The following is a 26409-nucleotide window of genomic DNA, read 5'->3' on the forward strand; positions in this document are numbered from 1 at the left end:
TTCTTACCTCCCAAACTTTTTCAATAATTTTCTGGCGACTCCATTTAATGAGTAGGTATAGACTATATCACTAACGAAGTCTTTTATTGATTTATACTCCCTTATTTGAAATAACAGCCCCAAGGCCAAAAATGGATTTCTAGACTGTAAAAATCTCAGTCTGCGCTCGGTCAGGGCCAAAGCTTTGTTAGCTTGCCGGCAAGCCTGCTCAGAAGCTTGGCGCTCTCTAGCAATTTTCAAAATAGACTCATAGCGTCTGACAACTTTTTGCAAATAATCGATTCTTGACCGTCTTGTTTTTGTAAAGCTGAGCGATGCAGCAGACTGAGTCACATTGGATTGATGGATACGGTGCTGGTCTAATATCTGACCAACATCAATGACTCGACCATAAAGAGGAGCTAGCATACCAAACAAAACATCGTGATAATCAAACCCGGGATAGTCCGTGTACTGCTGCTGTATAATATCCGTCAGTACCGACCTTCGAAAAGCTGTCTGATAGCCTGACGGCCAATTTTTCAGAAGATAGGCCAAGTCTCTCTCCCGTCTCTCTTCTGAAACCTTGGATTCCTTGATAATCTGACCGTCTTGGTCAATGACATACGAGCGGCCATATACCATTGCAGCTCCCGTCTCCGACAGCACTTTATACAAGGCTGCTGTTTTATCAGGCAGCCATTTATCATCCTGATCAGCAAAGAAAACAACATCATGCTCAGCCAGGCCAGCTAATTTGATAAAAGTCTGATAATGGCCGATATTTTCTTGATTCTCAATCAACTGCCAATTCGTCAGCTGGTGCTTAGCGATATAATCCTTGACCAGTGCGACCGTCTGATCTGTCGAACAATCATCACAAATAATGACCTGATCCGCCTTCATCTTTTGCATCCGAATAGAATCCAGCTGCTCTAAAACAAAACCCGCTCCATTGTAGGTCGCCATTGCGATAGAAATCATCTCTCCCCCTTCCTAAACTTTTCCCCCTATATGAAAGTCGCCCAGTTCCTGCACCTTCAAGCTTGACGGCTCGGCTCGTAAAAAAGATTACTTCCTTCTGAGAACATATTTATAAATAAATGCTTTTATCCAAACCGGTGTCCCTACAAAAACACGAATCAGCAGCATGTTTTGAAAATACTGGCTTCTCTTTAGCATGCCTTGTGCCAACAGAAAAGTGTTGACAACTTTCCAGCTGGCAATCTGCTCCTTCTGGCTTCTTCTCACATGCATGCCGTTTCCGACACGCGCATAGACAAGAACCTGATCAAGATTGGCAAAACGACAGCCCTGAGAAGCCATTCTGGCCCAAAGATAATAGTCTTCCACTAAAGGTAAGGACTTGTAATTGCCAGCTTTTAAAACTGCTTCTTTCCTGAAAAAGACTGTCATGTGGCAGAAAGGATTCCTGCGCTGCAGCCTCCTAACTATCTCTTCATGAGAGATAGGCATCCTTTTCTCGGCTACAGGCTGATCCGGCTCCGTATCAAACTCAATGATATGGCCACCCAAAACATCTAGCTCCGGATGCTTCTCAATATAGGCCAACTGCTGCTGAAAGCGGTCGGCTGCCGCAATATCGTCTGTATCCATCCTAGCAATCCAATCATAGGAACAAGCCTGAACTCCTTGATGCAAGGCCTCTCCCAGGCCGACATTTTTTTTTAAGGAAAGAACTTTGATCTCTAAAAATTTTTCCTGAAAATATCGAATGGTTTGATAGAGCTCGTCTGTCAGCGGTCCATCCTCCACAAGGACAAGCTCGTCTGGCTTGCAGCTTTGCTCTACAAGAACGCTATTCAGACTCTTTCTCAAAAAATCCGGATGCTCCTTTTGATAAACAGACATCAATACCGAAAATTTCACAAATCACTACTCTCCATCATTCTAAACTAGTTTCCCTTCTCTGTCTTTTCAATAGAGCTCCTAAAATCTGCAACTTGATAAGACTGTGAATACGCGGATAAATCTTTAGCATAGGTCAAATCTGAAAAGAGCTTATTCAGAGTTGCAGCACGTCTAGACAGGCCTTTTAAAATCCAATGAACAGCAGGCAGCAAGAACACTTTTTGACCATGCACTCTTTTTATCTCTCTGACTAACTGAGAAGTATTTACATAGTCCTGATTTTGAGGATAGAAAAGACCGCTGTCTTGATACTGAACAATCAATCTGATAAATTCACAAAGATTGTCAATATAAATCATACTGCGCTGGTTGTTGACCAGCGGGAATATCGGTAGTTTTTGGGCCAGCTTGGACAGCCGCTGATAGTTTCCCTTAGCTTGACGGCCATAAACCATCGGTGGCCGGAGAATCGCAATACGAAATTTTTCACTCTCTAATGAGGACAAAAGCTGCTCCGCAGCCAGCTTGCTTTTGCCATAAAAAGAAGTCGGAAGCTCCGGTGTATCCTTCGTGATGACTCGGTCACCTAGCACTTCGCCATAGACACTCATACTGCTCATAAAGATAAACTGCTTGACACCTTCTTGCTTGGCCTTTTTCGCCAGCTCATAAGGCAGCTGAGTATTGACCTGATTGTACATTCCCTCCATTTCCTTTGCTGGATTGGAGATGTGAACAAGGGCCGCCAGATGCAAAATCGTATCAAAAGATGAAAAATCCTTTTGCTTCCATATCTCCTCGCGAACATCCAGCTCCTCGACCTGAACATCCTCCAGCAAGGAAACATGCTTTTGAAAACTCTGGCCGATGTAGCTGTTTGCTCCTGTAATCAATACTTTTTTCATCAGCTCTGCTCTCTCTTCTCCGTCTTCCCTGTTCCGCCTTCGACAACCCCTTCACTCTTGGCAACACTTTTAATCGTAGCAAAGAAACAGCGAACGTCTAGGCTAAAAGATAGGTGTTGGACATAATAACCGTCCAATTCAGCCTTTTTTGCGATTGGCAGTTCATCTCGTCCGTGAATCTGAGCCCATCCTGTCAGTCCCGGCAAAATATCATTGGCCCCATAGCGTTCCCGCTCTTCAATCAAATCATTCTGATTCCAAAGAGCTGGACGCGGCCCAATGATACTCATATCTCCTACAAAAATATTCCAAATCTGGGGCAGTTCGTCCAAAGAAGTCTTTCTGAGAAATTTGCCGGTGCCGGTAATCCACTGCTCAGGATTTTCCAGCAGGTGCGTTGGGGTATCTTTCGGCGTATCCACGCGCATGGTACGGAATTTAAGAATATTAAAATGTTTTTTATGCAAGCCTACTCGTTTTTGCTTGAAGAGCACTGGCCCTTTTGAATCCAGCTTGATCGCTAAGATTATGGCAAGAAATAAAGGAGATAAAAGAATCATCCCTGTTAATGACAACAGAATATCCAGCCCTCTTTTTACTGATTTATACATTTTTTCCTCATCTCCTACTGCTGTGCAAATGCAACCAGGCTATCCTTCAGGTCAGCGCCCTTTAGATTGGACAGAGAGGCAATAAAGTCATCAACCGCTGTTTTGGAAAGAAGCTGGACATTGCCGACAAATATTTTATCATAGATCTGCTCATCCACTTTTTCTTCAGCTGACAGCAGCTCTTCATAGAGTTTTTCCCCCGGCCGAATACCTGACTCTACAATTTTCACCTCTTCTTCTGTACGACCGCTGAGGGTAATCATTTTTTTAGCCAAATCCAGAATTTTTACGGGCTCTCCCATATCCAGCACAAAGACTTCTCCGCCCCGCATCAGGGCTCCAGCCTGAATTACCAGCCGGCTTGCTTCTGGTATAGTCATGAAATAACGGGTCATCCGAAAATCTGTCACCGTTATTGGTCCGCCTTTGGAGATTTGTTCCTTAAACAAAGGAACAACACTGCCGCGGCTGCCCAAGACATTGCCAAAGCGCACCGCAGCAAACAATGTCTTTCCTTCTTCATTTAAACTGGTAACAACCATCTCAGCCACACGCTTGGTTGCTCCCATGACATTGGGAGGATTGACCGCTTTATCTGTTGAAATCATGACAAACTTTGCCACACCTGCTGCTTTTGCAGCTTCCGCGACATTTTGCGTTCCATAAATATTATTTTTTACTGCCTCCGTCGGATTGTACTCCATCAGCGGAACATGCTTGTGGGCTGCCGCATGGTAGACACGGTCAGGCCGATAATGCTCCATAATCTGGAAAATCCGTTCTCTGTCCTGAATATCCGCAATAATAGGGATAATCTCGATTTTGTCCCGATAGCGGCACAGCAGTTCTTTATGAATAGAATAAATGGAATTTTCGCCATGCCCCAGAAGCAACAGTCTGGCAGGCGAAAACTGCACAATTTGCCGTGAGAGTTCTGAACCAATGGAACCGCCGGCTCCAGTGACCAAGATTGTTTTTCCTTTGATATTTGACTTTAAGCTGGACTGGTCAAGTTTGACCTCTTTACGGCCCAGCAAATCAGCAATATCTATTTCCCGCAGTTTATTAACAGTTAATTTTCCAGTAATAACTTCTTCATACTTAGGCATGGCACTGACCTTAGCCTCCGTATTTTGGCAGTATCCTATAATTTTTTCATAATCTTCCGGAGCAAGGGAAGGGATTGTGATGACAATTTGTTCGATTTCATAGTTTGTAACAATTTCCGGAATCTGTTCGTCAGTACCGACCACCTTGATGCCGTGTAAAAACATTCCCTGCTTGCTCTTATCGCTGTCAGCAATAGCTACAATTTTTAAATCAGGAGAGTTTTTCAGAGCTGTTTTAATAAATAAATTTCCGCCATCACCAGCTCCAACGACCAGCGTCCTCCTAGCCTGATCTTGATTTATTATACTTTCCGGCTGTTTAATTTCATGCATGGTCCGCCAAGTCAAACGAGCTGACAGAGTAAATAAAACAGAAAACAAACAGCTCAGCAGCAGAAACCTAAAGCTCAATGTCACAGAAAGAGCAAGACTTCCTAAATAAATCAGATTGTATATCAAGATAAATATCAATCCTATCTTGCCCAAAGTGCGATAGTCTGTATATCTATTAATTGTCGAAAAAATCCTGGCACAAAGCCCCAAAGATAAATAACAGACTATGATCAGCGTCGGCAAAAGCAGCAGCAGCTCATCAGAAAGATTGATATAATTTATCAGAAAAAAATAAGCTACTAATGCACTTAAATAGATTAACAGACTATCAATAAGGATTAGAACAATCCTTTTTTGCCCCCTTGTTAACTCCATAACTCCCTCTTTCAATTTTCATCCCTAAAAATTAATTGCTCTTCCCATAATTCCCATAACTTCCGTATGCTCCGTAGGAGCCATAGCGTTCTAAGTCAATGTTGTATTTGTTTAAGACGACACCTAAAAAGGGGGTGCCGGTCTGTTCCAGCTGCTCCTTGGCCTTCATCACGGCCTTGCGCTTGACGCTGCCTGCTTCGGTTACCAGAAGGCTGGCATCGCATTTCTGCGCGATAATGGCTGCGTCAATGACGAGGCCAATCGGTGATGTATCCACGATGATAGAATCATAGCGGGGACGGAGGTTGGCCAGTAAGGTCTCAAACTGCCGGCTCTGCAGGAGGCCTGTCGGGTTGGGCGAGACTGGACCTGCCAGAATCACATCCAAATTGTCAATATCCGTGTCATTCAGAATCGTCTGCAGCTCTGCCTGTCCAGTCAGGAAGTCGGTCAGCCCCGATACCTTGCTTTGGCTCTTAAAGACACCCGACATGACCGAGTTGCGGATATCCGCATCCACCAGCAGGGTCCGGTGGCCGGTCCTTGCAAAAGCCGCAGCCAGATTGGTAGCGGTGGTTGACTTCCCTTCATTGGCTGTCACAGAGGTCACTTCGACCAGCTTGATACTGGCACCGCTCAGCTGCACATTGGTACTGAGCGCATTGTAGTATTCTTCTGTCAGTTTGATAAGATTTCTTCTTTTTCTGACTAATTCTAAGGTTGCCATCTTTTCTCCCTACATTTTTTTCATATCTGGGATGACTCCGAGCAGAGTCAGCCCTAAAACTTCCTCAATATCTTCTGGTTTTTTCACACGGTCATCCAAAATCTCCACCGTGATGATAAAGAAAGCCACCAGAACAGCGCCCCCCACAAAGCCTAAAAGGACATTGCGGCGGATATTCGGCGATGAAGGCTCCTGAGCGACCGAAGCTTCTTCCAGCGTCGTCACATCAGGCACCTTGGTCACTTCGATGATTTTCTCAGCAGCTATATTGCGGAAAGCATTGGCAATGCGGGCCGCTTCCTCGGGACTGCTGTCCTTGACCGTAATCGAAACGATACGGGTGTCGGCAGGGACGGATACAGTGATGTTTTGGGCCAATTCATCCGGCGAGGTCTGCAGCTGCAGCTCACTGATTGCCTGGGACAGAACGGCCTGGGACAGGATGATTTCCTTAAAGTCCTTTACCAAGTAGGAACCTGCCTGCAGATCCTGATTGGTCAGAGCAGACTGGGCTTCATTCTGCCGGCTGACCACATAAATACGGGTCGTGCTCTGGTAGGACTTTTTAGCGATAAAAACACTGTAGCCAAAGGCTAAAAGCGAGAAAAGAACAGCTCCTAAAAGAATGGTAAACTTTCTCAGCCATAAGGTTCTGAGCAAGGACAGAATATCAATTTCTACTATTTGCGTGTCTTGTTTTTCCATTGTTTCTCCTAAATTAATTCATCTTCCAGCAATAACTCTTGATTGCCCTGAAATAAGGCAGCCGCTCGCTGCGGGCTGTATTTCTTCTCAATCACGTCAAAAGCTTCTCTCATATAAGGCGGCCGTTTTGACAGATTGTGCATGTCGCTCGCGACAAAGTGCACCAAATCTTTCTCCAAAAAGAAATGGGCTCTTTTTTTCATAAATTTGTCTGTATCGCCAAACAGCCTCGGCTTAAGCACACTGGAGCTGTTGATCTGCGTATAGCAGCCCATATCAATCAGTTCCTGCACCTTTTTTTCGTCCTGCTCCAAGCAGTGATAACGCTCAATATGGGCCACGACTGGGGTCAGACCCAGACGCAGGATATTGCCCAAGGCTGCATGGATTTCCTTATAAGGCGTTGCCATGCTGAACTCAATCAGGACATACTGGGTCCCGGCCAGGCTGGGAAGCAGCCCCTTTTCCAGCTTTTCTAAAACATCGCTGCTGTAGTAAATTTCCGCTCCGTAAAGGACCGTCAAGTCAGGGGCAATCAGCTCTGCCAGCTCCTTGACCATCTGAAAATGGCTGCTGATCTGTTCTTCAGGTGTTTCAAACATCCCCTTTCTGCGGTGAGAAGTGGAAATAATCGTCCGCACCCCCTGACGGTAGCTTTCTTCCAGCAGGCTTTTGGTCTCTTCGATATTTTTGGGACCGTCATCCACATCAAAAACAATGTGAGAATGAATATCAATCATGCTTATTTCCCTTCCATCACATTCTGGATTGCTGCCTTGGCTGAGTCTAAGCTTTCCGGCTGGATTTCCATCATATACAGACTGGAATCAGGCATCGCATAGGAAGGCAGGTCCATGCGGCCGTTTCCTGCAATCGCCTGTGACGCTACCTGATAGCTGCCGCCAGACTCCAGCTGGGTATTGACCAGATTCATGAGAGTCGGCAGCTCCAGATTGGTCTGAACAGAGTCCTGCAGGCCAGAGATGATTTCATTGTAATGTTTCAGGGCGCTGGTAGAGGTCAGCTTCTGGATCACTGCCTCAATGACTTTCTCCTGATTTTTCCCCCGGTCATTGTCTCCGCCTTCCAGCGAGTAGCGCTCACGGACAAAGCCCAGAGCCTGCTGGGAGTCCAGATGCACCGTCCCGACCGGAAAATGATAATTGCCATGGGCGCTGGTAAATTCCTGGTCATTTTCCACATCAATCCCGCCCAAAAGGTCGACCAGCTTGAGGAAAGAAGTGAAGTTGAGACGGACATAGTAGTCGATGCGGATACCGTAGAGATTTTCCAGCGTATGGACAGAAGCGTCCACGCCATAAATCCCTGCATGGGTCAGTTTGTCCATCTGGCCGCCTCCGCCGTCCGCAATGGCAACATAGGCATCGCGCGGTGTCGTTGTCAGCAGGACTTTCTTGGTCTTGCGGTTGACCGTCATGATGATATTGACATCAGAGCGGGACACAGACGAGATTGACCCGTAGGTGTCGATACCGCTCACATAGATATTAAAGACATCCGCATTGGTGCTGTCGCTGCGCTTGCCAGTCTCCACCTGCCGCGTAATCTTATAAGAATAAATCTTCTTTATCTTGGAAGCATAGTCCGCATCATGCGAAGCGATCATGTCTTCGAATGTGCTGTTTAGGACAATCGCTTCCGTTTCCTGGTGGACCAGAGCATTGTAGGCCGCAATGTAAGAGGAAGTATTGCTGAGCGCAATGTCTGTCTTTTTGCTTTCCTTGATATGCTCCAGCAGGGCCGTGATGTTGTCCCGATCGCCATTTTCAGTCGGCGCAAGCAGGGCCTGTACCTGCTTGATGTCGCTGACTTGGCTGTCTGAGCGGACATAGACCCCCAGTTCAAATTCAGAGTAATTAGAGGTTGACTGAACCCCGCTAGACAGGTCCATCAGGCTTTTGACGCCATACATGGCCCCTGAGGACAGCAGCAGAGTCACCAGCAGCAAGGCAGCCGTGAAAATCCTGAAGGTATTTTTCCATATAAAAAAGGAGGATAGAAGGACTACGACTCCCAGAGCAAATGCGATTATCAGGTTTAGGCCGCGGAAGGCCAGAACATTATTTTTGAGCAGCGAAAAAACCAGTAAGCCTGAGACAGCGCTTACCAAGATTAGCAAGGTTGCATTAAATAAGCGGATTTTCTTTCCCTTTTTAGAAAACCGTAAACTTTTCCTATAACGACTCATTTTCTCCCTTTTTCTCCCCTGAGATAGTAAGTATGTTTTATTATACCATAAAAAGATGAACAAAATGACCATTTTTAGAAAAAAATAATTTATAAATATACACATTTTCGGCTCATTTGTCATCAGCTCCAGCAAAAAAGATGCCTTTTTAAGCAAGACATCTTTCTATAATATCTCCTGTGAGATGGGCGGTGGGACAGAACTAAATTTTTAAAAATTTAGTTCCCTTCACTCTTTTGTTTCTAAGCTCAGGCTGAAAAGGTCTCCCAGACCTTTTCACTCCCAGCCCGCGAGGCTCTCCCAGTCTGGGGGACTGGGAGAGGTTGGGAATAAAACAAACGCAGTTTGTGTCAAAAGCAGGGCAAGGCGGGCTAACAAAGTCATAAAAGATAAACGAAATGACGATAAATGCCCGCAAGCCTCCGCAATGGAGACCGCGGCTGCTGCAAATTTTGATTCCGCCTATTAAATCAGGTTATCTCGGTCCACCTGCTCATAGGCCTGCAGACCGTCATTGAGTTTTTCCCAGATGACGACTTGGCCTGACTGGAGCGACTGTTGCACATCGATAATCCGCTGGTTGGAGGAGCCGCGAAACTGCAGCATGAGATTTTTCTTGCTGAGGTCAAAGCGGCCGTCAACCAAGATATCAATGAGACTGAGCAGCTCCAGCTTATCATCCGTTTCCAGCATCATTTCCTCCCAAGTATAGCCGGTCCAGGACCATATGTCCTTATCAGGCAGCTCGCGCCGAATTCGCTTGACCAAGGGCAGGAGGATGCCGGTATTGAGAAAGGGCTCGCCGCCCAGAAGGGTCAGCCCCTGCACATAGGGCTCCGCCAGATCTTTCATAATCTGCTCTTCCAGCTCCTCTGTATAGGGAATGCCGGCATTAAATGACCAGGTCGCTGCATTGTAGCAGCCCTCGCAGTGAAACATGCAGCCGCTGACATAGAGCGAATTGCGGACCCCCTCACCATCTACAAAGTTGAAGGCCTTATAGTCAATAATCCGGCCCTTGCTCAGTTCCTCGCTTTTCCATTCTTGTGGTTTTGGATTGTTCATGCGGCCTCCACATCTATCCAAAAACGCTCATGGCCGGCGATGGTATTGTCATAAACGCCGCCATTGGCCAAAATGGTCCGGCGGCTGGCTTCATTGTCTTCATCGCAGGTCACAAGGACAAAGTCCAGACCGCGTTTCTTGGCTTCTATCAGTCCCAGATGCAGCTGCTCCTGTCCATAGCCTCTGCCTCGCTGACTGGGGCGAATGGAGTAGCCGATATGGCCGCCTTCAATAAAGAGTTTTTCATTGAGCAGCAGGCGCAGAGCCAGAAAGCCTACAGGTCGGTCCTCCTCATCAAAAAAGAGGAACTGAACAGAGGGCACCCAGCCCGCCGGCAGGTTGTCAGCCGTTTCCTGCTCTCTTAAAAGCCGCAGCCAGTCCGCAAAGTCTTGGGAAGCATTCCAGGCACTGCTGCGCAGGCCGTTTGGGTAACATTGTCTTTCTTCGTACTCAGCCATCATGTCAAGGACGGCTGCTTGGTCTTCTAATCTCGGTCTTCGTAATTTCATAGGACCTCCTCAATCTAGGTCAATCCAATAACGCTCACTTCTGTCAATTGTATTTTCATAAACTCCGCCGGCCGCAAGAATGGTGCGGCGGCTGCCTTCATTGGCCTCATCACAGGTTATCAGCACCCGGTCCAATCCGGCTGTCCGAGCCTCTATCAGGCCCAAGGCCAGCTGCTCTTTGGCCAGCCCCTGACGGCGCTTGCTGGGACGAATGGAGTAGCCGATATGGCCGCCTTCGATGATAGTCTTTTCATTCAAAACTGGTCGCAGGGCCAGAAAGCCTAGTACCTGCCCCTCTTTATCAAAAGACAGAAACTGAATGGAGGGCACCCAGCCGGCTGGCACCCGCCGGCCCTTTTCTTGCTGCTGAACCATGTCCAGCCAGTCTTCGTAGCTGTCGGCTATCTTCCAGGTTGCCCCCATGCCGCCGTGCATGTAAGAATCTGCCGCAGCAAACTCGGCAATCATCTCCAATACCCTATCTTTATCTTCCGCCGTCGGCCGCCTTAGCTCCATATCTTACTCCTCCGCTAGATCTATCCAATAGCGCTCTGTCCCATCCCGGCTGTCCTCGTAACTGCCGCCATTGGCCACAATCACCGCCCGGCTGGCAGGATTTCCGCCTGAGCAGGTCACCAAAACACGCGGGATATTCTTGCTTTTTGCCAGCTGCAAAGCCTGCCGCAGCTGCTCTTTTGCAAGACCGCACCCACGCGCCGACGGACGGATGCTGTAGCCGATATGGCCGCCGTGCCGGAGCAGATCCTCATTGAGCCGCAGGCGCAGATTGGCAAAACCCAGCGCCCGACCGGACTCATTAAAAGAAACCAGCTGGATATAGGGGACAAAGCCATCCGGCAAGCCCAAGCCTGCTTCAGCCAGCTGGATTGTCTCCAGCCAGTCTTCGTAAACAAAATCCGCTCCGCCGAAAAAGCCATCCTTGGGACCGCCAGCTGCCTCAAAGTCAGCCAGCATCTCCAAAATCGTATCCTTGTCTGCCAAAGTCGGCCGCCTTAGTTCCATCGCTTTTTCTCCTGATACGAAGAGAGTGAGACTGCATCGCGCCCCACTCCAACTTCTATTGTTTCTTCTTTTTTTCTAAAAATTGCTGCCGCAGACTGACTAAGCGGTCTTTTTTGTCGCTGCCGCCCTGCGAGTGCTTCTCGTGGAAACGCCGTACTTGAGCCTTTCCCTTGTCATTTAGTTGGTATTTTCCCATCTTAATTTCCTTCATACTTAATGGTCGAACCGTTCATATGCTTAACCCGGGCCGATATTTCCTTGTGACGGCCCTTGACCATAGGCCGAGCCTGAGGATTGCCCAGATAGCCGCAGGTCCGCTTGACCACATCTACCGTCTTGGGGTCGCTGTTGCCGCAGTTAGGGCAGGTGAAGCCCCGCTCAGTCGGCGTGAAATCTCCTTCAAAATCACACTGATAGCAGCGGTCAATCGGCGTATTGGTCCCCAGATAGCCGACCCGGTCGTAAGCATAGTCCCATACAGCTTCTAGGGCTTTGGGATTCTGCTGCAGGACCGGATATTCACAGTAGTGGATAAAACCGCCGGAAGCACCGGCCTCTGGATAAACCTTTTCAAAGTCCAGCTTTTCAAAGGGCGTCGGATTCTTGCGCACATCGTAGTGGAAAGAATTGGTATAGTACTCCTTGTCAGTAATATCCTCAATGACACCAAACTTCTCCGTATCCAGCCGGCAGAAACGGTCTGTCAGACTCTCAGACGGTGTTGAATAGACAGAGAAGTGATAGTCGTACTGTTCAGACCATTCTTCCACGCGCCGCTTCATATCCTTGACAATCGAAACGGTAAATTCCTTGGCTGCTGGATTTTTTTCCCAGTCGCTGCCATAGAAGACTGCGGCTACTTCATAGAGACCGATGTAGCCCAGAGAAACGGTGGCTCGGCGGTGGGTAAAGAGCTGGTCAACCTGATCGTACTTGCCCAAGCGCCGGCCGAAGGCCCCATATTGGTAGAGGATAGGCGCATTGGCCGGACTGGCCTCCTTAGTCCGCTCCACCCGATAGACCAGCGCATCTTCGGCGATATTCATGCGCTCATTAAAGATTTCCCAGAACTTGGCAAGGTCGCCCTCAGACTCCAAGGCAATCCGCGGCAGATTAACCGTGACAACCCCCAGATTCATGCGGCCGGAGTTGACTTCGTCCCCATTTTCGTCCTTCCAGCCCTGCAGGAAGGAACGGCAGCCCATGGGCACCTTGAAGGAGCCGGTCAGGTCAATAATCTTGTCATAGGACAGCACATCCGGATACATCCGCTTGGTGGCGCATTCCAAAGCCAGCTCTTTAATATCATAGTTCGGTGTGCCGGGCTCTAAGTTCAGGCCGCGCTTGAGGGTAAAGATCAGCTTGGGGAAAATGGCTGTGCGGTGCTCGGATCCCAGCCCCTTGATGCGGATATTGAGAATGGCCTTTTGAATCTCCCGCTCAAAGCGATTGGTCCCCAGGCCAAATCCCAGCGATGTAAAAGGCGTCTGACCGTTGGATGTAAAGAGGGTATTGATTTCATATTCCAAGGACTGCATGGCATCATAGATATCCTTTTTGGTCTTTTCCCAGGCATAGTCCTCGCGCTTATCCTCCAGGACCCAGTGCTCCGCATCCCGCAGATGTTTTTGATAATTCAGCGCAGCATAAGGCGCCAAAACCTCATCAATCCGGTCGGCCGAACAGCCACCGTACTGGCTTGACGCTACATTAGCGATGATTTGCGAAATCTGAGCTGTCGCAGTCTGGATAGACTTGGGACTTTCCACTTCAGCATTGCCGATCTTAAAGCCATTCTTCAGCATCCCCGCAAAGTCAATCAGGCAGCAGTTGGTCATCGGTGTATAGGGACTGTAGTCCAGATCGTGGTAATGAATATCGCCTTTTTGATGTGCATTGGCCACATGGGGCGGCAGCATTTTCAGTCCGATGGATTTGCCGACAATCCCCGCTGTCAGATCGCGCTGGGTATTAAAGACATCGCTGTCTTTATTGGCATTTTCATTGACTACCGTCTGGTCCTTGTTGAGGAGCTTGTCGATGGTAAAGTTGATGTCCGTCGCTTTTGAGCGCTCAAAATCCCGCTGGGTGCGGTAAGTAATGTAGCTCTCTGCAATGGCATACTCCTTGGCATTGAGCAGCTCATGCTCTACAATATTCTGAATCTCATAGATTTTGACATACTTGGCAAAACGATCGGTGATTTCAGCGACAATGCGATCCGTAATCGTTTCAAGCTTGGCTTCCAGCATCGGCGTCAGAGGGCCGACTTCCTGCGCAGCCCGCACCATAGCCTTGTAAATCTTCGCAACATCAAAAGTCACCCGGCGGCCGTCCCGCTTTTCGACATAAACAGCTGGAATGGTTTCAAACTTTTCTTCTCTTAAAATCATCATGGACACATCCTCTTTCTGATACTCATGAAAATCATCTCAGCTCTGCTGTACACCCAAACCACAGCAGCTTGGCCTTGCAGCAGCGGACAAACTTCCGCAAAAAAAGTGCCGGTACAGCTGGCAGCGGACAGCTTCAGACCCAGATCGTCCCGGGCTGATTTTCAAAAAGTATGCTATGATTGATACAAGAATCATTATAGCACGTTAAAATAAAAAATCAATATGTTGTGTAAAATTTTTAAAAATTTTATTTTATACACAACATATTGATAATTTACTTCAGTTCGTAAAGTTTAAAATGGCTCAGTTTGAGATCCGTTTCTTTATAATTTTTAGAAAGATTTTGGCGGGTATCAGACAGCAGCTCCAGATGATTGTTGACCAAAATAAACTTGGGCTGGACATTTTCCAAAGCGCTTTGCAGTCCCAGACGATTTTCAGCCGTTCCCAGATAAAGAGCGGGCGAAAGCAGGGAAACAGCTGACTTGCGGCCGCTGGCCTGATAGAGGCTGGCACTATTGTCCCAAGCATACACTTTATCGTCCGTGCTGCTCTTTTCCTGAATATACTGAGCTGCTCTGGCTCTTTCAGCAGACTGACCGCTGGAAAGCAGGTATTCATTGACCAGCGGATAGCCTACTAGATAGAGCAGAGCCAGGAGCGGCAGGAAGAACTGGCCGGCGATGTAGCTGGACCAGAGGGAAGGCTGGCGGCGGTCCCTGCGGTGGCGGCCCGCCTGCTTCTTTCCCTTATTAAACCAGAGAGCCAGCAGAATCATAGCAAAAGGCAGGGCTGGCAGCAGCTGATAGCTGCCTTGGTCCGGCAGACCCAGCGCTCCTAAAACCGTTGCCAACAGGCCCAGCAGACCGATAAAGCGCAGCACGCGCGTGCTGGTTGACTCCGCCTTGGTAAACAGGCCGACTGCAAAGGCTGATGCAAAGCCCAAACCGACCGTCAAGAGACCGTAATAAAGCAGATTGCCGAGGAGATGGCTGCCGAGCAGGTTAAAGGAATCCCAGGCATAGGTCACCTGGCTGATGGCCTGACCGAACGTCTGATTGACAACGGTAAAGTAGCCCAGCGGATAGAAGATCAGCGAAAAGCCCAGCAGTGCTGCCAAAAACTGGTAAAAACCTCTAGCCTTCTGCTTGCTCACGATATTGTAGACAAAGAGCACCAAGCTGGTCAGCGCATAAAAAACAAGGCTGACCATCGGCTCAATCATAAAGGCAACGGCCCCGAAAGCACCGTATAAGATGAACTTTTCATCCTTGAGATCGTCCTGCAGATAGCGCACTAAGAAAGAGAGATTCCAAAAGATAAAAGGAAAAACAAATATAGTGGAGTAAAGACCGCCAAAGCCCAGCGCAAAAACCAAAAGGTAAAAGAGCAGCAGGAGACTGCGCGACAGGCCTTGCTTGGGTCTGAGCCGGGCCACTGTCCGATGCAGGAAAATGCCCGCCAGCCACAGAGCCAGTGTTTGAAAAGCTATGAGCAGAAACTGCCCAAAGACCAGACTGCCAGCCCAAAGAATGAAATAATAGAGCAGGCCGCTGGTCCCATAAATCTGCGAATAAGGCAGCTGCCCCTGACTCATGGCCCAGCCGGCATACAGATTCTGCGACTGCAGGTTGGTAGACAAGTGGGTCAATAAAGGATTGACCACACTGAGCAGGCTGAGAATCAAGCTGCATAAAAAAGCAAGAACATAAGGAACAGGCTCCAGTTTTGCAGGCTGGCTCTCAGCCTGTTCACTTCTGCTTAAAGAGGCCTCAGACACTTCCAAAACCGGCTCGTCATTTGTATCGTACATAAAAAAGAATCTCCTTGATATCAGTCTTATCTAGTATATCAAATTCCTTTCTTCCTGTCAGCCTTCTCTTGCATTTCCTTTCTCTTTCTAGGCTTTGCAGCCAGACTCTCCAATTCCCGAAAACGGCGGTATTCTCTGCTCTCCCAGACCAGTTGGCTGCCGTAAAGCACTTCAAACACTGTCATCCAATCCTCCCTTTATTTTTACTATTCGCAAAAAACAGCAAAAAAACAGAGAGACTGCTGAATCTGATGTCCGCTTCACTTAAAAAAACAATTAATCGCAGCTCATACAAAACTCCCCCAAAATCCAAGCCGGTTCAGGATTCTGGGGGAGTTGTTTTTTCTCATTAGGTGACAGGCTTTGCAGTCTGATTTCGATTTTCAAAGAATGTGAGCATGGATTTCACAAAGCAGCAGCCCTTACAGCATAGGAGCAAAGAGCTGCATGACCTCTTTCAGCAGGCGTTTGTACCAAGTGATATGGAGATTTTCCGGCAGAACTTCCTCAGAAATGTCAAAGACAGCCTCAAAATCCTCTTTGATAGCCGGAATGGTCTCGGTCTGATAGAGAAGCACTGCATTTTCATAATGGTGAACCAAACTGCGGTAGTCAAAATTAATGGTCCCCACCACGGCAAATTCGTCATCTGCCACAACATGTTTGCTGTGAATGAAGCCGGGCTTGTACTCAAAAATCTTGACCCCAGCCTCCAATAAGTCTGGATAGGCCCCGCGGGTGACAATCTGAATCAGCTTCTTATCCGGGATGAAGGGAGTCACAATCCGAACATCCACTCCCCGCATAGCAGCATTTTTAATGTCCTCCGTCAGATCGTAGTCAATAATCAGATAAGGAGTCGTAATATAGACATAATCCGTGGCCTGACTGATGATATTCTGGTAAACATTCTTGCCGACAGGCGACTTATACATGGGCTTGGGACCGCTTCCGTAAGGAATATAAAGTCCCTGACCTGCCACTGCCTGATTGTCCAGATGATACTTATCAAAGTCGGAAATTTCCCCGCGGTTGATGTACCAATTCATGAGAAAAAGCCGGGTCAGCGCCTTGACAGCCCGACCTTCCAAGCGGATACCGCCGTCTTTCCAGTGACCGAAGCGCTCAATATGGTTGATGTATTCATCCGCCAGATTAATCCCGCCGGTGTAGCCAATCTGACCGTCAATGACCAGAATCTTGCGGTGGTCACGGTTATTATAGGCTACCGTCATCCGCGGAATCACCTTATTAAACTTATGGGCATCAATCCCCAGCCTGCGCAGCTTGCGGGTATAGTCCCCCGGCAGTGTCGCCATACAGCCAATATCATCATAGAGCAGCTTGATTTCGACGCCCTGTGCCGCCTTTTCCGTCAGCACCTGCAGAATGCTGTCCCACATCAGCCCCTCGTCGATGATGTAAAATTCCAAAAAAATGAACTTCTCAGCCGCCCTTAAATCCTCCAGCATGGCCGCAAACATCTCCTCGCCAATCGAAAAATAGCGGGAAGCCGTGCCGTCATAGACATCCGCATTGTGGTCCATGGCCAGAAGCGACTTAACAATCCCGTAGGCCGCCTTATTTTCCTTTTTGAGACGGACTCGGAGGTCATAGCTATTGTCCTCCCGGAACTTCATGGAGTCCATATTTTCCAGCTGCACCATCTCTTTTTTGGACAAGCGGCGCTCCCCGAACATCAGATACAGCAGAAAGCCAAAAATCGGTACAACTGCAATCAGGAGCCAAGCAACCTTGCTTTCAGGAGGCATGTTGCGGTTGACAATGGACAGAATCGTCCCGATGTACATAAACACAATAATGGCTATTGACAGCCAGTTAGGAGCAATCCCGCTGAAATAGAAAAAAGCAGCAAAAACAAAGGACAGCTCCAGCAGCATGATAATCATACTAAAGCCATACTTGGACATCAACAGACGAAATTTCCCGAAAGTCATAGTCTCTCCCATCTCATACTCAAATTAGTTTGCTCTTTGTTTTTCATGAATAGTCCTCTGAGAGGCCGGGACAGACTCCCATGATGGCTGTGTCCTCACCCAAAGAGGGAAAGGAATAGGACAAAACAAAAGTAGCCAGCTTCGCATCTTTCTATCGTTTGATTGCAAGACGCAGTGATTGGGGGGAGCTTTTGTTGACTGTCGTCAACCAGAATCTCCCCTGCCCAAGTTCATTAGGCACTTTAGCGCCATCAACCGCTGCTGAGCGGCTTCTCATTCCTTGAACCATCAACTCTTACAAGCCGCTGCTTTGACAGCGAGCTTTGCTTGACTGTATTCACAAGCTCAGACCATCATTCCCTGATTGGCTGAGCTGTTCGGAGGTGGGAAGACGGCTTCTTTTTATTTTTCAGCATTCTTTCCCACCCCCGCTGTCTCGGTTTATACAAAACAAAAAGAACAGTTTTACATATATTCTAGTATAACAATAAAAGAGCCGTAAAACAACGCTTATATCAATGCAAAAGGAATTTTCCTGCCCAAAAGACTGCAAAAAAAGAGACTCCGACAAGCTGAAAACAGTCAAACCGCTTCAGCCAGAGTCCCCCTATCCCCATTCAACATTTAAGAAGCTGTATTCAAGAAGGTGATTGCACCAGAAAAAGACTGATTTTTTAGTCTTTTAGTCTGCTTTTAGCAGTGAAACTGTCCGGGGGACAGTTTCAGCCTATCGCTTAAAACACAGGACGATAGGGCAATGAACAGCCGTGCGGAGCCTGCCATCTTTACTGTCTGCTGAAAATCATAGTGTCATCATCAGAAGCTTCCTGCGAGAGATCCTCCAGTGTCAGCTGATCGCCATCTAAGCGATAGCGTTTAACATCGTCTCCGATGACCATTGTCTGATTGCTGGAATCAATCTGAACCTGCTTGACCTCTGACTGTCCCTCTGCTTCAAACTGGGTCAGACTGCCTGTCGTGCCCGAAATCTCCAAGGTCAGCTGCTCGCCGTCATAGTTAGCCTGGTAGCTGCCATCCAGCTGAGCAGTCTCTTGGTTTTCAGAAGCAGAAGCTGCTGACGAAGAGCTGCCGGCAGAAGAGGAAGAGCCTGCGGAGGATGATTCCGCTGCACTGCTGGACGAAACTGACTGAGCCTGAGAGGACTGACCCGTCTGCTCTTGATTGGAACTGCCGCAGGCAGCCAAAGCTATAGCTGCCAGCGCCGTTAAAGCTGAAAAAGTGATTTTTTTAGAAATTGTCATCTGCTTGTCTCCTTTTTATCCTTATTGTAGCAAAACTTGCTTCTCGCGGTCAATCAGCAGCTGTCAACTCGGCACGGACCTCCGCTATAAAATAGAGCGATCCGGTGATGAAGAGCAGCTGCTTGCTCTTTCTGTTCTTCTTGAAATTTTCGATGAATGTCCGGTAATCATCCGTATAGGCAAAGGCTCCGATTTCCGCCTGACCTACTGCCTCTCCATAAGCAAAGGTCGTCACTGTCAGAGCTCCGGCGGGCAGAACTTCCTGCAAATAAGCCAGCATGCCGCCGTAGTCCTTGCGCTTGAGCGCTCCAAAAAGAACCGTGCAGTCTTTGCCGTCCTGCGACTGGATAAATTCCGCCAAACGCTGCAAAGCCGGAAGATTGTGGGCACCGTCCAGATAGATTCCCGGACTGACTTCCTCCAAGCGTCCAGCCCAGCGCGTCGTCCGCAGTCCTTCTTGAATAGCCGCAGTATCCAGCTGCCAGCCCTGACGCTCCATAAAGAGCAAGAAAGCCTGCAGGGCCAGAGCTGCATTTTCTTCCTGATAACGGCCCTTGAGCCCTAGCTGCAGGCCGGACAGGCTCACTGATGAATTGCGGAACGTTTGGTGTGACCAAGAAAAATCCCGGCCATACTCATAAAGGCGCAAACCCAGCTCCTGCGCCCGCTCCCGACAGACCAAGCGTGCCGCTTCCGGCAGAGGTCCGATAACAGCCGGGCAGCCTTGCTTGAAAATACCGGCCTTCTGCCGGGCAATCGCTTCAACACTGCTCCCCAAGGTTTCCTGATGATCCAGTCCGACCGATGTAACCACAGAGACAGCTCCTGTCAAAACATTGGTCGTATCCAGCAGTCCGCCGATTCCGACTTCAATCAAAGCCAAATCCACCTGCTGCTCCCTAAAATAGAGAAAGGCAAGCAGGGTCAAAATCTCAAAATAAGACAGCTGATCCTGCGTCTTCAGCAGTTCCGACTCCATTTTCTGGATGTGCAAACCCAAGCGGACAAAATCCTCATCAGAAATCGGCTGCCCATTTACGCAGATCCGATCGTGAATGCTGATGATATGCGGCGAGGTGAAGCTGCCCACTTTCAGACCCTGACCAGCAAATAAATTCCTCATAAAGGCAATAGCAGACCCCTTGCCGTTGGTTCCCGTCACATGGATGGCCGGATAGGCCCGTTCAGGACTGCCCAACAGCCGAACTGCTTGCCGCATCCGGTCCAGGCCCGAACGGAAATTCAGGCCGATTCGGCTGTTCAGCCACTCTTCAATTTCATTCATTTCCTTACCTAAGAAAAAGAGAAGCAGAGCAGAATCCAATACTGAATTACAACTCGCTCCTCTTTCATGTTTTTATTTTCAACCGAGCCGAAAAAGTGCGGCAGAACAAGCATTCGTTCTCGCCTCTCAGAGCGAACCCCCAAAGCACCCCCTGCCCTCTTTCTATGTACAGAACCGAGACGACAGCGCACACTTTCTCGCCCTCGCATTTCAAACTGGGGCCAAAGCGGTCCGAACAGCCAGCTCATTCTCACTGCTCAGAGCAGGTCTGAAACCAACCCCAGCCCGACTGGCACTTTTCAAGCTCAGGCTTAAAAATCTCCCAGACCTCTTACACAGCCTCAGCCTTACTCTTCCATAAAGCTGTTAAAGACTTCCTCAATCATGTCCCATTCAGCATCGGAATCTTCTGGAATCGGCTGCAAGTCGCCCTCCGTTCCGTCCTCGTTTTCAGTGAATGAGTAAGCTTGGATTTCCACTTCGCCGTTTTCATCCTCTTCCGCATTGGCCGGAATCAGAAGGACATAGTTTTTGCCAAATTCTTCCTTGCCGTCAATCGTCAGAAGAATCTCAAACAGGGTTTCATTTCCTTCTTCGTCTACCAAAGTAATCAGTTCACGCTCTTCATGCTCGTGGTCATGGTTATGATCATGTGCCATATAGGTTTCTCCTCAAATTTCTTTTTAAAAATTTCGATCTAAATAATTCTGCAGAATCAGCTGAGCTGCCAGCTTATCAATGACTTTTTTGCGCTTGCTGCGGCTGACATCCGCCTGCTCAATCAGCATACGCTCTGCAGCCGCCGTCGTCAGACGTTCATCCTGATAGTCTACCGGCAGCTGAAACTGCTCTGCAATCTGCCGGCCATAAGCCTGACTGGCTTCCACCCGCGGACCGCTGGTGTTGTTCATATTTTTTGGCAGACCGACGACAAACCGCTCGACTCCATACTGCCTGACCAACTCCCCCAGACGCTCAAGGCCAAGCTCCCCCTTGTCTTCATTAATCGGAATAATCTCTAAGCCTTGGGCCGTAAATCCAAGAGGGTCGCTAACGGCGACGCCCACGGTTTTTGAGCCGACATCCAATCCCATTATTCTCATCAGAGATCAATGCCTTGCCCTTTCAGATAGTAACGAACCAATTCTTCCACAATCTCATCGCGTTCGTACTTGCGGATTTGATTGCGCGCATTGTTATAGCGAGGTACATACGCAGGATCGCCGCTCAGTACGTATCCCACGATTTGATTGATTGGATTGTATCCCTTGTCATTGAGCGACTTGTAGACATCTGTCAAAGTCTCGCTAATTTCCTTTTTATTTGAATCATCGAGATTAAAACGTACTGTTTCATCTGTAAATCCCACAATTACACCCTCTTTCTTTAGAATATCCCTATTATAGCATAATTAAAGGCTTTTCACAAATTTATACTCTTTCCTCTTTCTATTGACGCAGGAGACAGAAAAACCAGTCTCTCTGTGAAAACTGGTTTAAAAATGCAGATGCTCCGTTTTGATTACTCGGAAGGATTGGGAACTTCGCTGCCGTCTGCCCCCTTGAAAGTGCTGAGCAGCTCTTCGGGACTCAAGGTCTGAATCTGCTCAAAAATCGGCCCATAAGTCGGCAGCTGCTTGACAGCCTCAAAGTCAAGCTCTTTGGGATGAACCGTCAGAACAAAGAGAATCTCATCTGCTGTAAGGTCTGTATGCAGCTCAATTCCCTTGATAGCCGCAATCTGGTCCAAACCGAGCAGTCTTTCCGCAACCTTCAGCAGCTCCTCCTTGACCGTCGAAATATCCTGATCCCCCAGCGATTCTTTGATATTGGCAGGAATGGTCCGATTGACCCGCAAAACAACCTTTTCATACTGCTGGCCGCTATAAGTAACAGTTAAAATCCGGCTCTCTTTTCCGCCTTCAAATTCCTGCTCTGTCCGGTAGGATTTGGTCACTGTCTCCGCCTTTGCTGCCTGGCTCTGCGAAGTCTCTGACAAATCGGACTGACCCGCATTCCTGCTGGAATCTGACCGCTGGCTGCAGGCAGATAAGAACAGCAAAGCAGCTAACAGGCAAATAAGCGCTTTTTTCATCTCTTGTCTCCTTCACAATAAGTTAACTACATCATATCATGATTAAAAAAGCGCTGTCAATTCTATTCCCCTTCCCGTAATCAGATTGTAATAAAAGAGCAGTTATTTCTGCTCTTCTGCGCCATTGGCCAAGAGATTCGTGATATACTCCTCCGGAGTCAGCTTCACCATCTCTTTTAAATTCAGGTTTTTAAAATAAGGCATGTCTGCTGCTTTGTTGATATCCAAACTCTGAAAATCACAGGTTGAGGTTATTTTCAGCTCATTTTCATTGAGAACGGTAACAGAGCCCGTAAAACCAGCTAAAGTCTTAGCCTGAGCATAGTCCGCATCCTTATCCAAGGACTCATTGAGCGACTTCTGCGCTTCCTCTATCCCCAGTTCTTTAATCGCTTCTTTCAATTCAGGGTCTGTTGCAGTGACTCTTTCAATCACCAGCCGCTGGAAATGACTGCCCTGATAGGTCACAGTCTGGGTCTGCTGTGCTCCTTGCTCATCCTTTGGAAAGGCTACTGTCCGAGTGATGACCTCCTGCTGCTCAGCCTGATTGATAATGGGCAGATTGTTGCTGATTTCTTCTTTTTTTCCCTGACTTGCCGCAGTCTCCGTTTTTTTCTGGGCGCAGCCGCTTAAGACTGCCGCAGTCAAGCCCAGAAGCAGTAAAATTTTTTTCATGAAAAATCCTCCTCAGAGATATTGTATCACAGTTCTGCCTCTTGTCAATCAGCCCTTTTCATCTGCAGGCATAAAATGAGGAGCTGGGAAATCCCCCAGCTCCTGCAGACTGTATACGATTTAGAGAGCCGCACGCAGACGGGCTTCTGCATTTTCAACATTACGGACAGAACGCGGCAGAAAGGCACGGATATCATCTTCTTTGTAGCCAACTTGAAGACGCTTATCATCGACCAAAATCGGACTTTTCAGAATCCGCGGGGTCTCCATGATAATGTCCAGGACTTCGTTGACACTCAGTTCTTCGATGTCAACACCCAATCCCTTGGCATAGCGATTTTTAGACGAAACAATACTTGCAATTCCATTTTCAGTCTTGGTCAAAATATCCAGAAGTTCTTCTTTGGTGATGCCTTCTTTGCCGAGGTTTTGTTCCTTATAGGTTAATTGATGAGCGTTTAGCCAGGTTTTTGCTTTTTTACAACTAGTACAACTTGAGACGGTATAGATTGTAATCATGTAAGTACTCCTTTCGCTACACGATACTAATATCGTAGCCTATTATACCACAAAAACCATCAGTCTTGCGACCTATTTTGAAAAATTATTCTTCAATTTCAATGGCATCGTCCAAATCAAGAGTCACTTCTTCAGCTTTTGCTGTAAGGTTTTCTGAACCTTCAGCCGCCGGTTCTGCCACTTCTTCACCGTCAATCAAACCAAAGCGGATACGGACCTGACGGTCAATTTCCTCAAAGACTTCCGGATGGTCAGCCAAGTATTTCTTAGCATTCTCAGAACCCTGACCGATTTTTTCATCATTATAAGAATACCAGGCACCTGCTTTCTTGATGATATCCAAATCAGTCGCAATCTTAATCAGCTCACCGGTCTTAGAAATCCCCTCGCCGTACATAATTTCCACAAAAGCTTCCTTGAACGGCGGAGCAACTTTGTTTTTGACAACCTTAATCTTGGTCTCCTTACCAACATTGGTATCTTTGGCGTCACCGGTTCCCTTGATTTGAGTATTGCCGCGGACATCCAAACGGACTGAAGCATAGAATTTCAAGGCCCGGCCGCCCGGCGTTGTCTCAGGATTGCCAAACATGACGCCGACCTTCTCCCGCAGCTGGTTGATGAAGATGGCAATGGTCTTGGTTTTATTGATAGAAGCAGACAGCTTGCGCATAGCCTGACTCATCATCCGAGCCTGCAAGCCGACATGGCTGTCCCCGATATCACCATCGATTTCTGCGCGCGGTACGAGAGCAGCAACTGAGTCCACAACCACTAAGTCTACTGCCCCGGAGTCAATCAGCTTACCCGCGATTTCAAGGCCCTGCTCACCAGAGTCTGGCTGAGACAGCAGCAGCTCATCGATATTGACACCCAATGCAGCTGCATAGGACGGATCCAAAGCATGCTCCGCATCGATAAAGGCAGCGATACCGCCTTCTTTCTGTGCCTGGGCTACTGCGTGGAGGGCTACCGTTGTCTTACCAGAAGACTCCGGACCGTAAATCTCAATGATCCGGCCCTTCGGATAGCCGCCGGCACCAAGAGCAATATCCAAGGCCAGCGAGCCCGAGCTCATGACCTGCACCTTTTGCTCTGCCCGCTCGCCCAGGCGCATAATCGCTCCCTTACCGAAGTCTTTTTCGATATTTTTCAGAGCCGTATCCAACGCTTTTTGGCGCTCATCGCCAAACTTTTTCGTGATTTCATCTAATTTTTTTTGTTTCTTTGCCATTGATTTCTCCTGTTTTTCTAAAATGTCTGTTGGCCATTTGTTAATTATACCAAAATTCAGCTCTTTAATAAAGTTTTTCGTACGAGATTGAAAGCATGCAGAACGGCAATTTTTCGTACATCACGACGGCTGCGGCCAGCGATGTTAACCTCTATGATTTCTGTTGCAGCGGCACTGGCTAAAGCAATAAAGACTGTCCCGGCCGGATGGCCTTCAAGGGAGTCTGGACCAGCCACACCTGTCAGACTGACGGCTAGATCGCTCTGGGTCAGTTTTCTGGCCTGCTCAGCCATTTTTTCTGCTGTAAAGGCTGACACAACTCCATGCTGCTGCAGCTCAGCCAATGGGATATCCAGCATCCGGCTCTTCTCCTCTATGCTGTAAGTCACATAGCCGCCATTAAAGACTGCGGATGCCCCAGAAAAATCGGCTAAAGTCGCCTGAAAGAGACCTGCCGTCAGGCTTTCGGCTGCCGTGATGGTCTTGCCCTGCTCCTTCAGTAAGTCGAAGACCACCTGAGCCAGCGAATGGTCATCGCCGTAAGCGTAGAAAATCTCTGACAAGGGCAGTCCTTCAAAGGTTTTATGGGCCAAAATAGACTTTTCCACAGGCTCAAACTTGGCGTCCGCTTCCGCCTGACTCAGCGCCTTGGTAGACAGGCGCAGGGTCACTTCACCGGTCTTGGCATAGGGAGCAATGGTCGGATCCGTCTGTTGATCAATCAAGTCCGTCAGGACCGTTACCAGCTGGCTTTCCCCGATTCCAAAGAAGCGCAGCACGCGCGAATAAAGCTTCTGCCCTGTGGATAAGAGAGGAACCAGCTCATTATTGACCATGGGCTTGAGCTCGCTGGGCGGACCGGGCAGGACCACATAGGTCACTCCGTCTGCTTCCAGCAAGCCACCGACAGCCAGTCCCGTTTCATTCTGCAGGGGAAGCGAACCCTCTATAACTTGGGCCTGACGCTCATTGTTGGGCGTTCGGGCATAGTCTGGCCGACTGGCAAAAAAGCGATCTAATTTTTCCACAGCCTGTGGGTCAAAGATCAGCTCGCGTCCTAAGAATTTAGCCAAGGTCTGCTTGGTCAAATCATCCTCTGTCGGTCCCAGGCCGCCGCATAGCAAGATCAAGTCGCTGCGCTGCTGGGCAATTTCCAGAATGGATAAGAGCCGACCTTCATTGTCACCGACCGCTGTCTGGAAATAAACATCAATCCCCAAACCAGCCAGCTTTTCAGATAAAAATTGGGCATTGGTATTGACAATCTGACCGGTCAGAATCTCGGTGCCCACAGCAATAATTTCTGCTTTCATAGAACCTCCTACCTTACTATTCGGAATTGGCTTTATTTTATCACAAAAAAAGATAAAAAAGTTGATTTTTTATTTTCGGATTTGCTTTTTTCAGGCAATTTCCTCTTGAGAGGGCCGGCAGTCCAGAAATTGTTTTCACTTTATTCACAGACTCTTAAAATCTGCTTTCATTATATGAAATTCTCCCTTTTCCGCTATCTGACACATCTTTGAGTGGATATTCCCTCCTTTATCTCTGTCAAGCTCCTTGACAAACTTGTCAACATCCTGTGGAAAACTTTTAAAAAGGACTGGTGTTATGCAGAATAACCAGATTGTTAGGGAAATGCTATTGGCAAATGGTTTCATTATTTTTATAATAAACTCAAACTTGTAACCATCAAATCTCCCGTAACCCCTTATCCCTCAAGAGTTTAGACACAAAATAATGCTAATCAG

General features: G+C 48.0%; 28 protein-coding genes. All 28 read right to left on the reverse strand.

What is annotated here, in order from left to right; translation table 11 throughout:
- Nucleotides 1-3: 3 nt before the first annotated feature.
- Nucleotides 4-963 (reverse strand): glycosyltransferase, encoded by a 960-nt coding sequence (locus DHL47_RS05010; protein WP_209551103.1) that lies wholly within the window; start codon nt 961-963, stop codon nt 4-6.
- 87 nt (nt 964-1050) lie between these two features.
- Nucleotides 1051-1851, reverse strand: coding sequence for a glycosyltransferase (locus DHL47_RS05015; protein ID WP_209551125.1), 801 nt, complete (start codon nt 1849-1851; stop codon nt 1051-1053).
- A gap of 44 nt (nt 1852-1895) precedes the next feature.
- On the reverse strand, nt 1896-2756 hold the full coding sequence (locus DHL47_RS05020; RefSeq protein WP_209551104.1) for an NAD-dependent epimerase/dehydratase family protein: 861 nt from the start codon (nt 2754-2756) through the stop codon (nt 1896-1898).
- Nucleotides 2756-3367 (reverse strand): sugar transferase, encoded by a 612-nt coding sequence (locus DHL47_RS05025; protein WP_209551105.1) that lies wholly within the window; start codon nt 3365-3367, stop codon nt 2756-2758. Before DHL47_RS05025 ends, DHL47_RS05020 begins: the two co-directional genes overlap by 1 nt.
- A gap of 14 nt (nt 3368-3381) precedes the next feature.
- Entirely contained in the window at nt 3382-5184 is a 1803-nt protein-coding gene (locus DHL47_RS05030; RefSeq protein WP_209551106.1) for a polysaccharide biosynthesis protein, read from the reverse strand.
- A gap of 31 nt (nt 5185-5215) precedes the next feature.
- Nucleotides 5216-5911 carry a tyrosine-protein kinase gene (locus DHL47_RS05035; protein WP_128834976.1) on the reverse strand — a complete coding sequence of 232 codons (696 nt, stop codon included), beginning with the start codon at nt 5909-5911 and terminating at the stop codon, nt 5216-5218.
- A gap of 9 nt (nt 5912-5920) precedes the next feature.
- Entirely contained in the window at nt 5921-6616 is a 696-nt protein-coding gene (locus DHL47_RS05040; RefSeq protein WP_209551107.1) for a Wzz/FepE/Etk N-terminal domain-containing protein, read from the reverse strand.
- Nucleotides 6617-6624: 8 nt separating this feature from the next.
- Nucleotides 6625-7356 (reverse strand): capsular polysaccharide biosynthesis protein Cps4B, encoded by a 732-nt coding sequence (gene cps4B / locus DHL47_RS05045; protein WP_209551108.1) that lies wholly within the window; start codon nt 7354-7356, stop codon nt 6625-6627.
- A 2-nt stretch (nt 7357-7358) separates the two neighbouring features.
- Nucleotides 7359-8825 (reverse strand): LCP family glycopolymer transferase CpsA, encoded by a 1467-nt coding sequence (gene cpsA, locus DHL47_RS05050; RefSeq protein ID WP_128834982.1) that lies wholly within the window; start codon nt 8823-8825, stop codon nt 7359-7361.
- Nucleotides 8826-9290: 465 nt separating this feature from the next.
- Nucleotides 9291-9890, reverse strand: a complete 600-nt coding sequence (nrdG, locus tag DHL47_RS05055) for an anaerobic ribonucleoside-triphosphate reductase activating protein (protein WP_209551109.1) — start codon at nt 9888-9890, stop codon at nt 9291-9293.
- Nucleotides 9887-10399, reverse strand: a complete 513-nt coding sequence (locus tag DHL47_RS05060) for a GNAT family N-acetyltransferase (RefSeq protein ID WP_209551110.1) — start codon at nt 10397-10399, stop codon at nt 9887-9889. The genes nrdG and DHL47_RS05060 overlap by 4 nt, the downstream gene beginning before the upstream one ends.
- A gap of 9 nt (nt 10400-10408) precedes the next feature.
- Nucleotides 10409-10915: a GNAT family N-acetyltransferase gene (locus DHL47_RS05065; protein ID WP_209551111.1), complete on the reverse strand. Its 507-nt coding sequence runs from the start codon at nt 10913-10915 to the stop codon at nt 10409-10411.
- Between the two features lie 3 nt (nt 10916-10918).
- Nucleotides 10919-11422 carry a GNAT family N-acetyltransferase gene (locus DHL47_RS05070; RefSeq protein WP_209551112.1) on the reverse strand — a complete coding sequence of 168 codons (504 nt, stop codon included), beginning with the start codon at nt 11420-11422 and terminating at the stop codon, nt 10919-10921.
- Between the two features lie 55 nt (nt 11423-11477).
- On the reverse strand, nt 11478-11618 hold the full coding sequence (locus tag DHL47_RS05075) for a hypothetical protein (RefSeq protein ID WP_209551113.1): 141 nt from the start codon (nt 11616-11618) through the stop codon (nt 11478-11480).
- A 1-nt stretch (nt 11619) separates the two neighbouring features.
- The gene (gene nrdD, locus DHL47_RS05080) at nt 11620-13815 is read right to left on the reverse strand and encodes an anaerobic ribonucleoside-triphosphate reductase (RefSeq protein ID WP_209551126.1); all 2196 of its coding nucleotides are present in this window, start codon (nt 13813-13815) and stop codon (nt 11620-11622) included.
- Nucleotides 13816-14092: 277 nt separating this feature from the next.
- Nucleotides 14093-15631 carry a heme transporter CcmD gene (locus DHL47_RS05085; protein ID WP_209551114.1) on the reverse strand — a complete coding sequence of 513 codons (1539 nt, stop codon included), beginning with the start codon at nt 15629-15631 and terminating at the stop codon, nt 14093-14095.
- A gap of 38 nt (nt 15632-15669) precedes the next feature.
- Nucleotides 15670-15816 carry a hypothetical protein gene (locus tag DHL47_RS05090; protein ID WP_209551115.1) on the reverse strand — a complete coding sequence of 49 codons (147 nt, stop codon included), beginning with the start codon at nt 15814-15816 and terminating at the stop codon, nt 15670-15672.
- A gap of 237 nt (nt 15817-16053) precedes the next feature.
- Nucleotides 16054-17589, reverse strand: coding sequence for a cardiolipin synthase (gene cls, locus DHL47_RS05095; RefSeq protein ID WP_209551116.1), 1536 nt, complete (start codon nt 17587-17589; stop codon nt 16054-16056).
- Between the two features lie 785 nt (nt 17590-18374).
- Nucleotides 18375-18851 carry an SP_0198 family lipoprotein gene (locus tag DHL47_RS05100; RefSeq protein ID WP_128835001.1) on the reverse strand — a complete coding sequence of 159 codons (477 nt, stop codon included), beginning with the start codon at nt 18849-18851 and terminating at the stop codon, nt 18375-18377.
- 49 nt (nt 18852-18900) lie between these two features.
- Complete coding sequence (locus DHL47_RS05105; protein WP_209551117.1) at nt 18901-20136, reverse strand: bifunctional folylpolyglutamate synthase/dihydrofolate synthase; 1236 nt, start codon at nt 20134-20136, stop codon at nt 18901-18903.
- 347 nt (nt 20137-20483) lie between these two features.
- Complete coding sequence (locus tag DHL47_RS05110; RefSeq protein WP_128835005.1) at nt 20484-20795, reverse strand: DUF1292 domain-containing protein; 312 nt, start codon at nt 20793-20795, stop codon at nt 20484-20486.
- A 24-nt stretch (nt 20796-20819) separates the two neighbouring features.
- Nucleotides 20820-21239 carry a Holliday junction resolvase RuvX gene (gene ruvX / locus DHL47_RS05115; RefSeq protein WP_128835007.1) on the reverse strand — a complete coding sequence of 140 codons (420 nt, stop codon included), beginning with the start codon at nt 21237-21239 and terminating at the stop codon, nt 20820-20822.
- Nucleotides 21239-21505 carry an IreB family regulatory phosphoprotein gene (locus DHL47_RS05120; protein ID WP_005592119.1) on the reverse strand — a complete coding sequence of 89 codons (267 nt, stop codon included), beginning with the start codon at nt 21503-21505 and terminating at the stop codon, nt 21239-21241. Before DHL47_RS05120 ends, ruvX begins: the two co-directional genes overlap by 1 nt.
- A 152-nt stretch (nt 21506-21657) precedes the next feature.
- Nucleotides 21658-22230: a hypothetical protein gene (locus DHL47_RS05125; protein WP_209551118.1), complete on the reverse strand. Its 573-nt coding sequence runs from the start codon at nt 22228-22230 to the stop codon at nt 21658-21660.
- 102 nt (nt 22231-22332) lie between these two features.
- Complete coding sequence (locus tag DHL47_RS05130; RefSeq protein WP_209551119.1) at nt 22333-22905, reverse strand: SP0191 family lipoprotein; 573 nt, start codon at nt 22903-22905, stop codon at nt 22333-22335.
- 120 nt (nt 22906-23025) lie between these two features.
- Nucleotides 23026-23424 carry a transcriptional regulator Spx gene (gene spx, locus DHL47_RS05135; RefSeq protein WP_002894078.1) on the reverse strand — a complete coding sequence of 133 codons (399 nt, stop codon included), beginning with the start codon at nt 23422-23424 and terminating at the stop codon, nt 23026-23028.
- Nucleotides 23425-23509: 85 nt separating this feature from the next.
- Nucleotides 23510-24658 (reverse strand): recombinase RecA, encoded by a 1149-nt coding sequence (gene recA, locus DHL47_RS05140; RefSeq protein WP_128835014.1) that lies wholly within the window; start codon nt 24656-24658, stop codon nt 23510-23512.
- 56 nt (nt 24659-24714) lie between these two features.
- A complete protein-coding gene (locus tag DHL47_RS05145) occupies nt 24715-25971 on the reverse strand; it encodes a competence/damage-inducible protein A (RefSeq protein WP_209551120.1) in 1257 nt (418 codons plus the stop codon).
- Nucleotides 25972-26409 lie beyond the last annotated feature (438 nt).

Source organism: Streptococcus panodentis, from assembly GCF_017884005.1.
Classification (GTDB): Bacteria; Bacillota; Bacilli; order Lactobacillales; family Streptococcaceae; genus Streptococcus; species Streptococcus panodentis.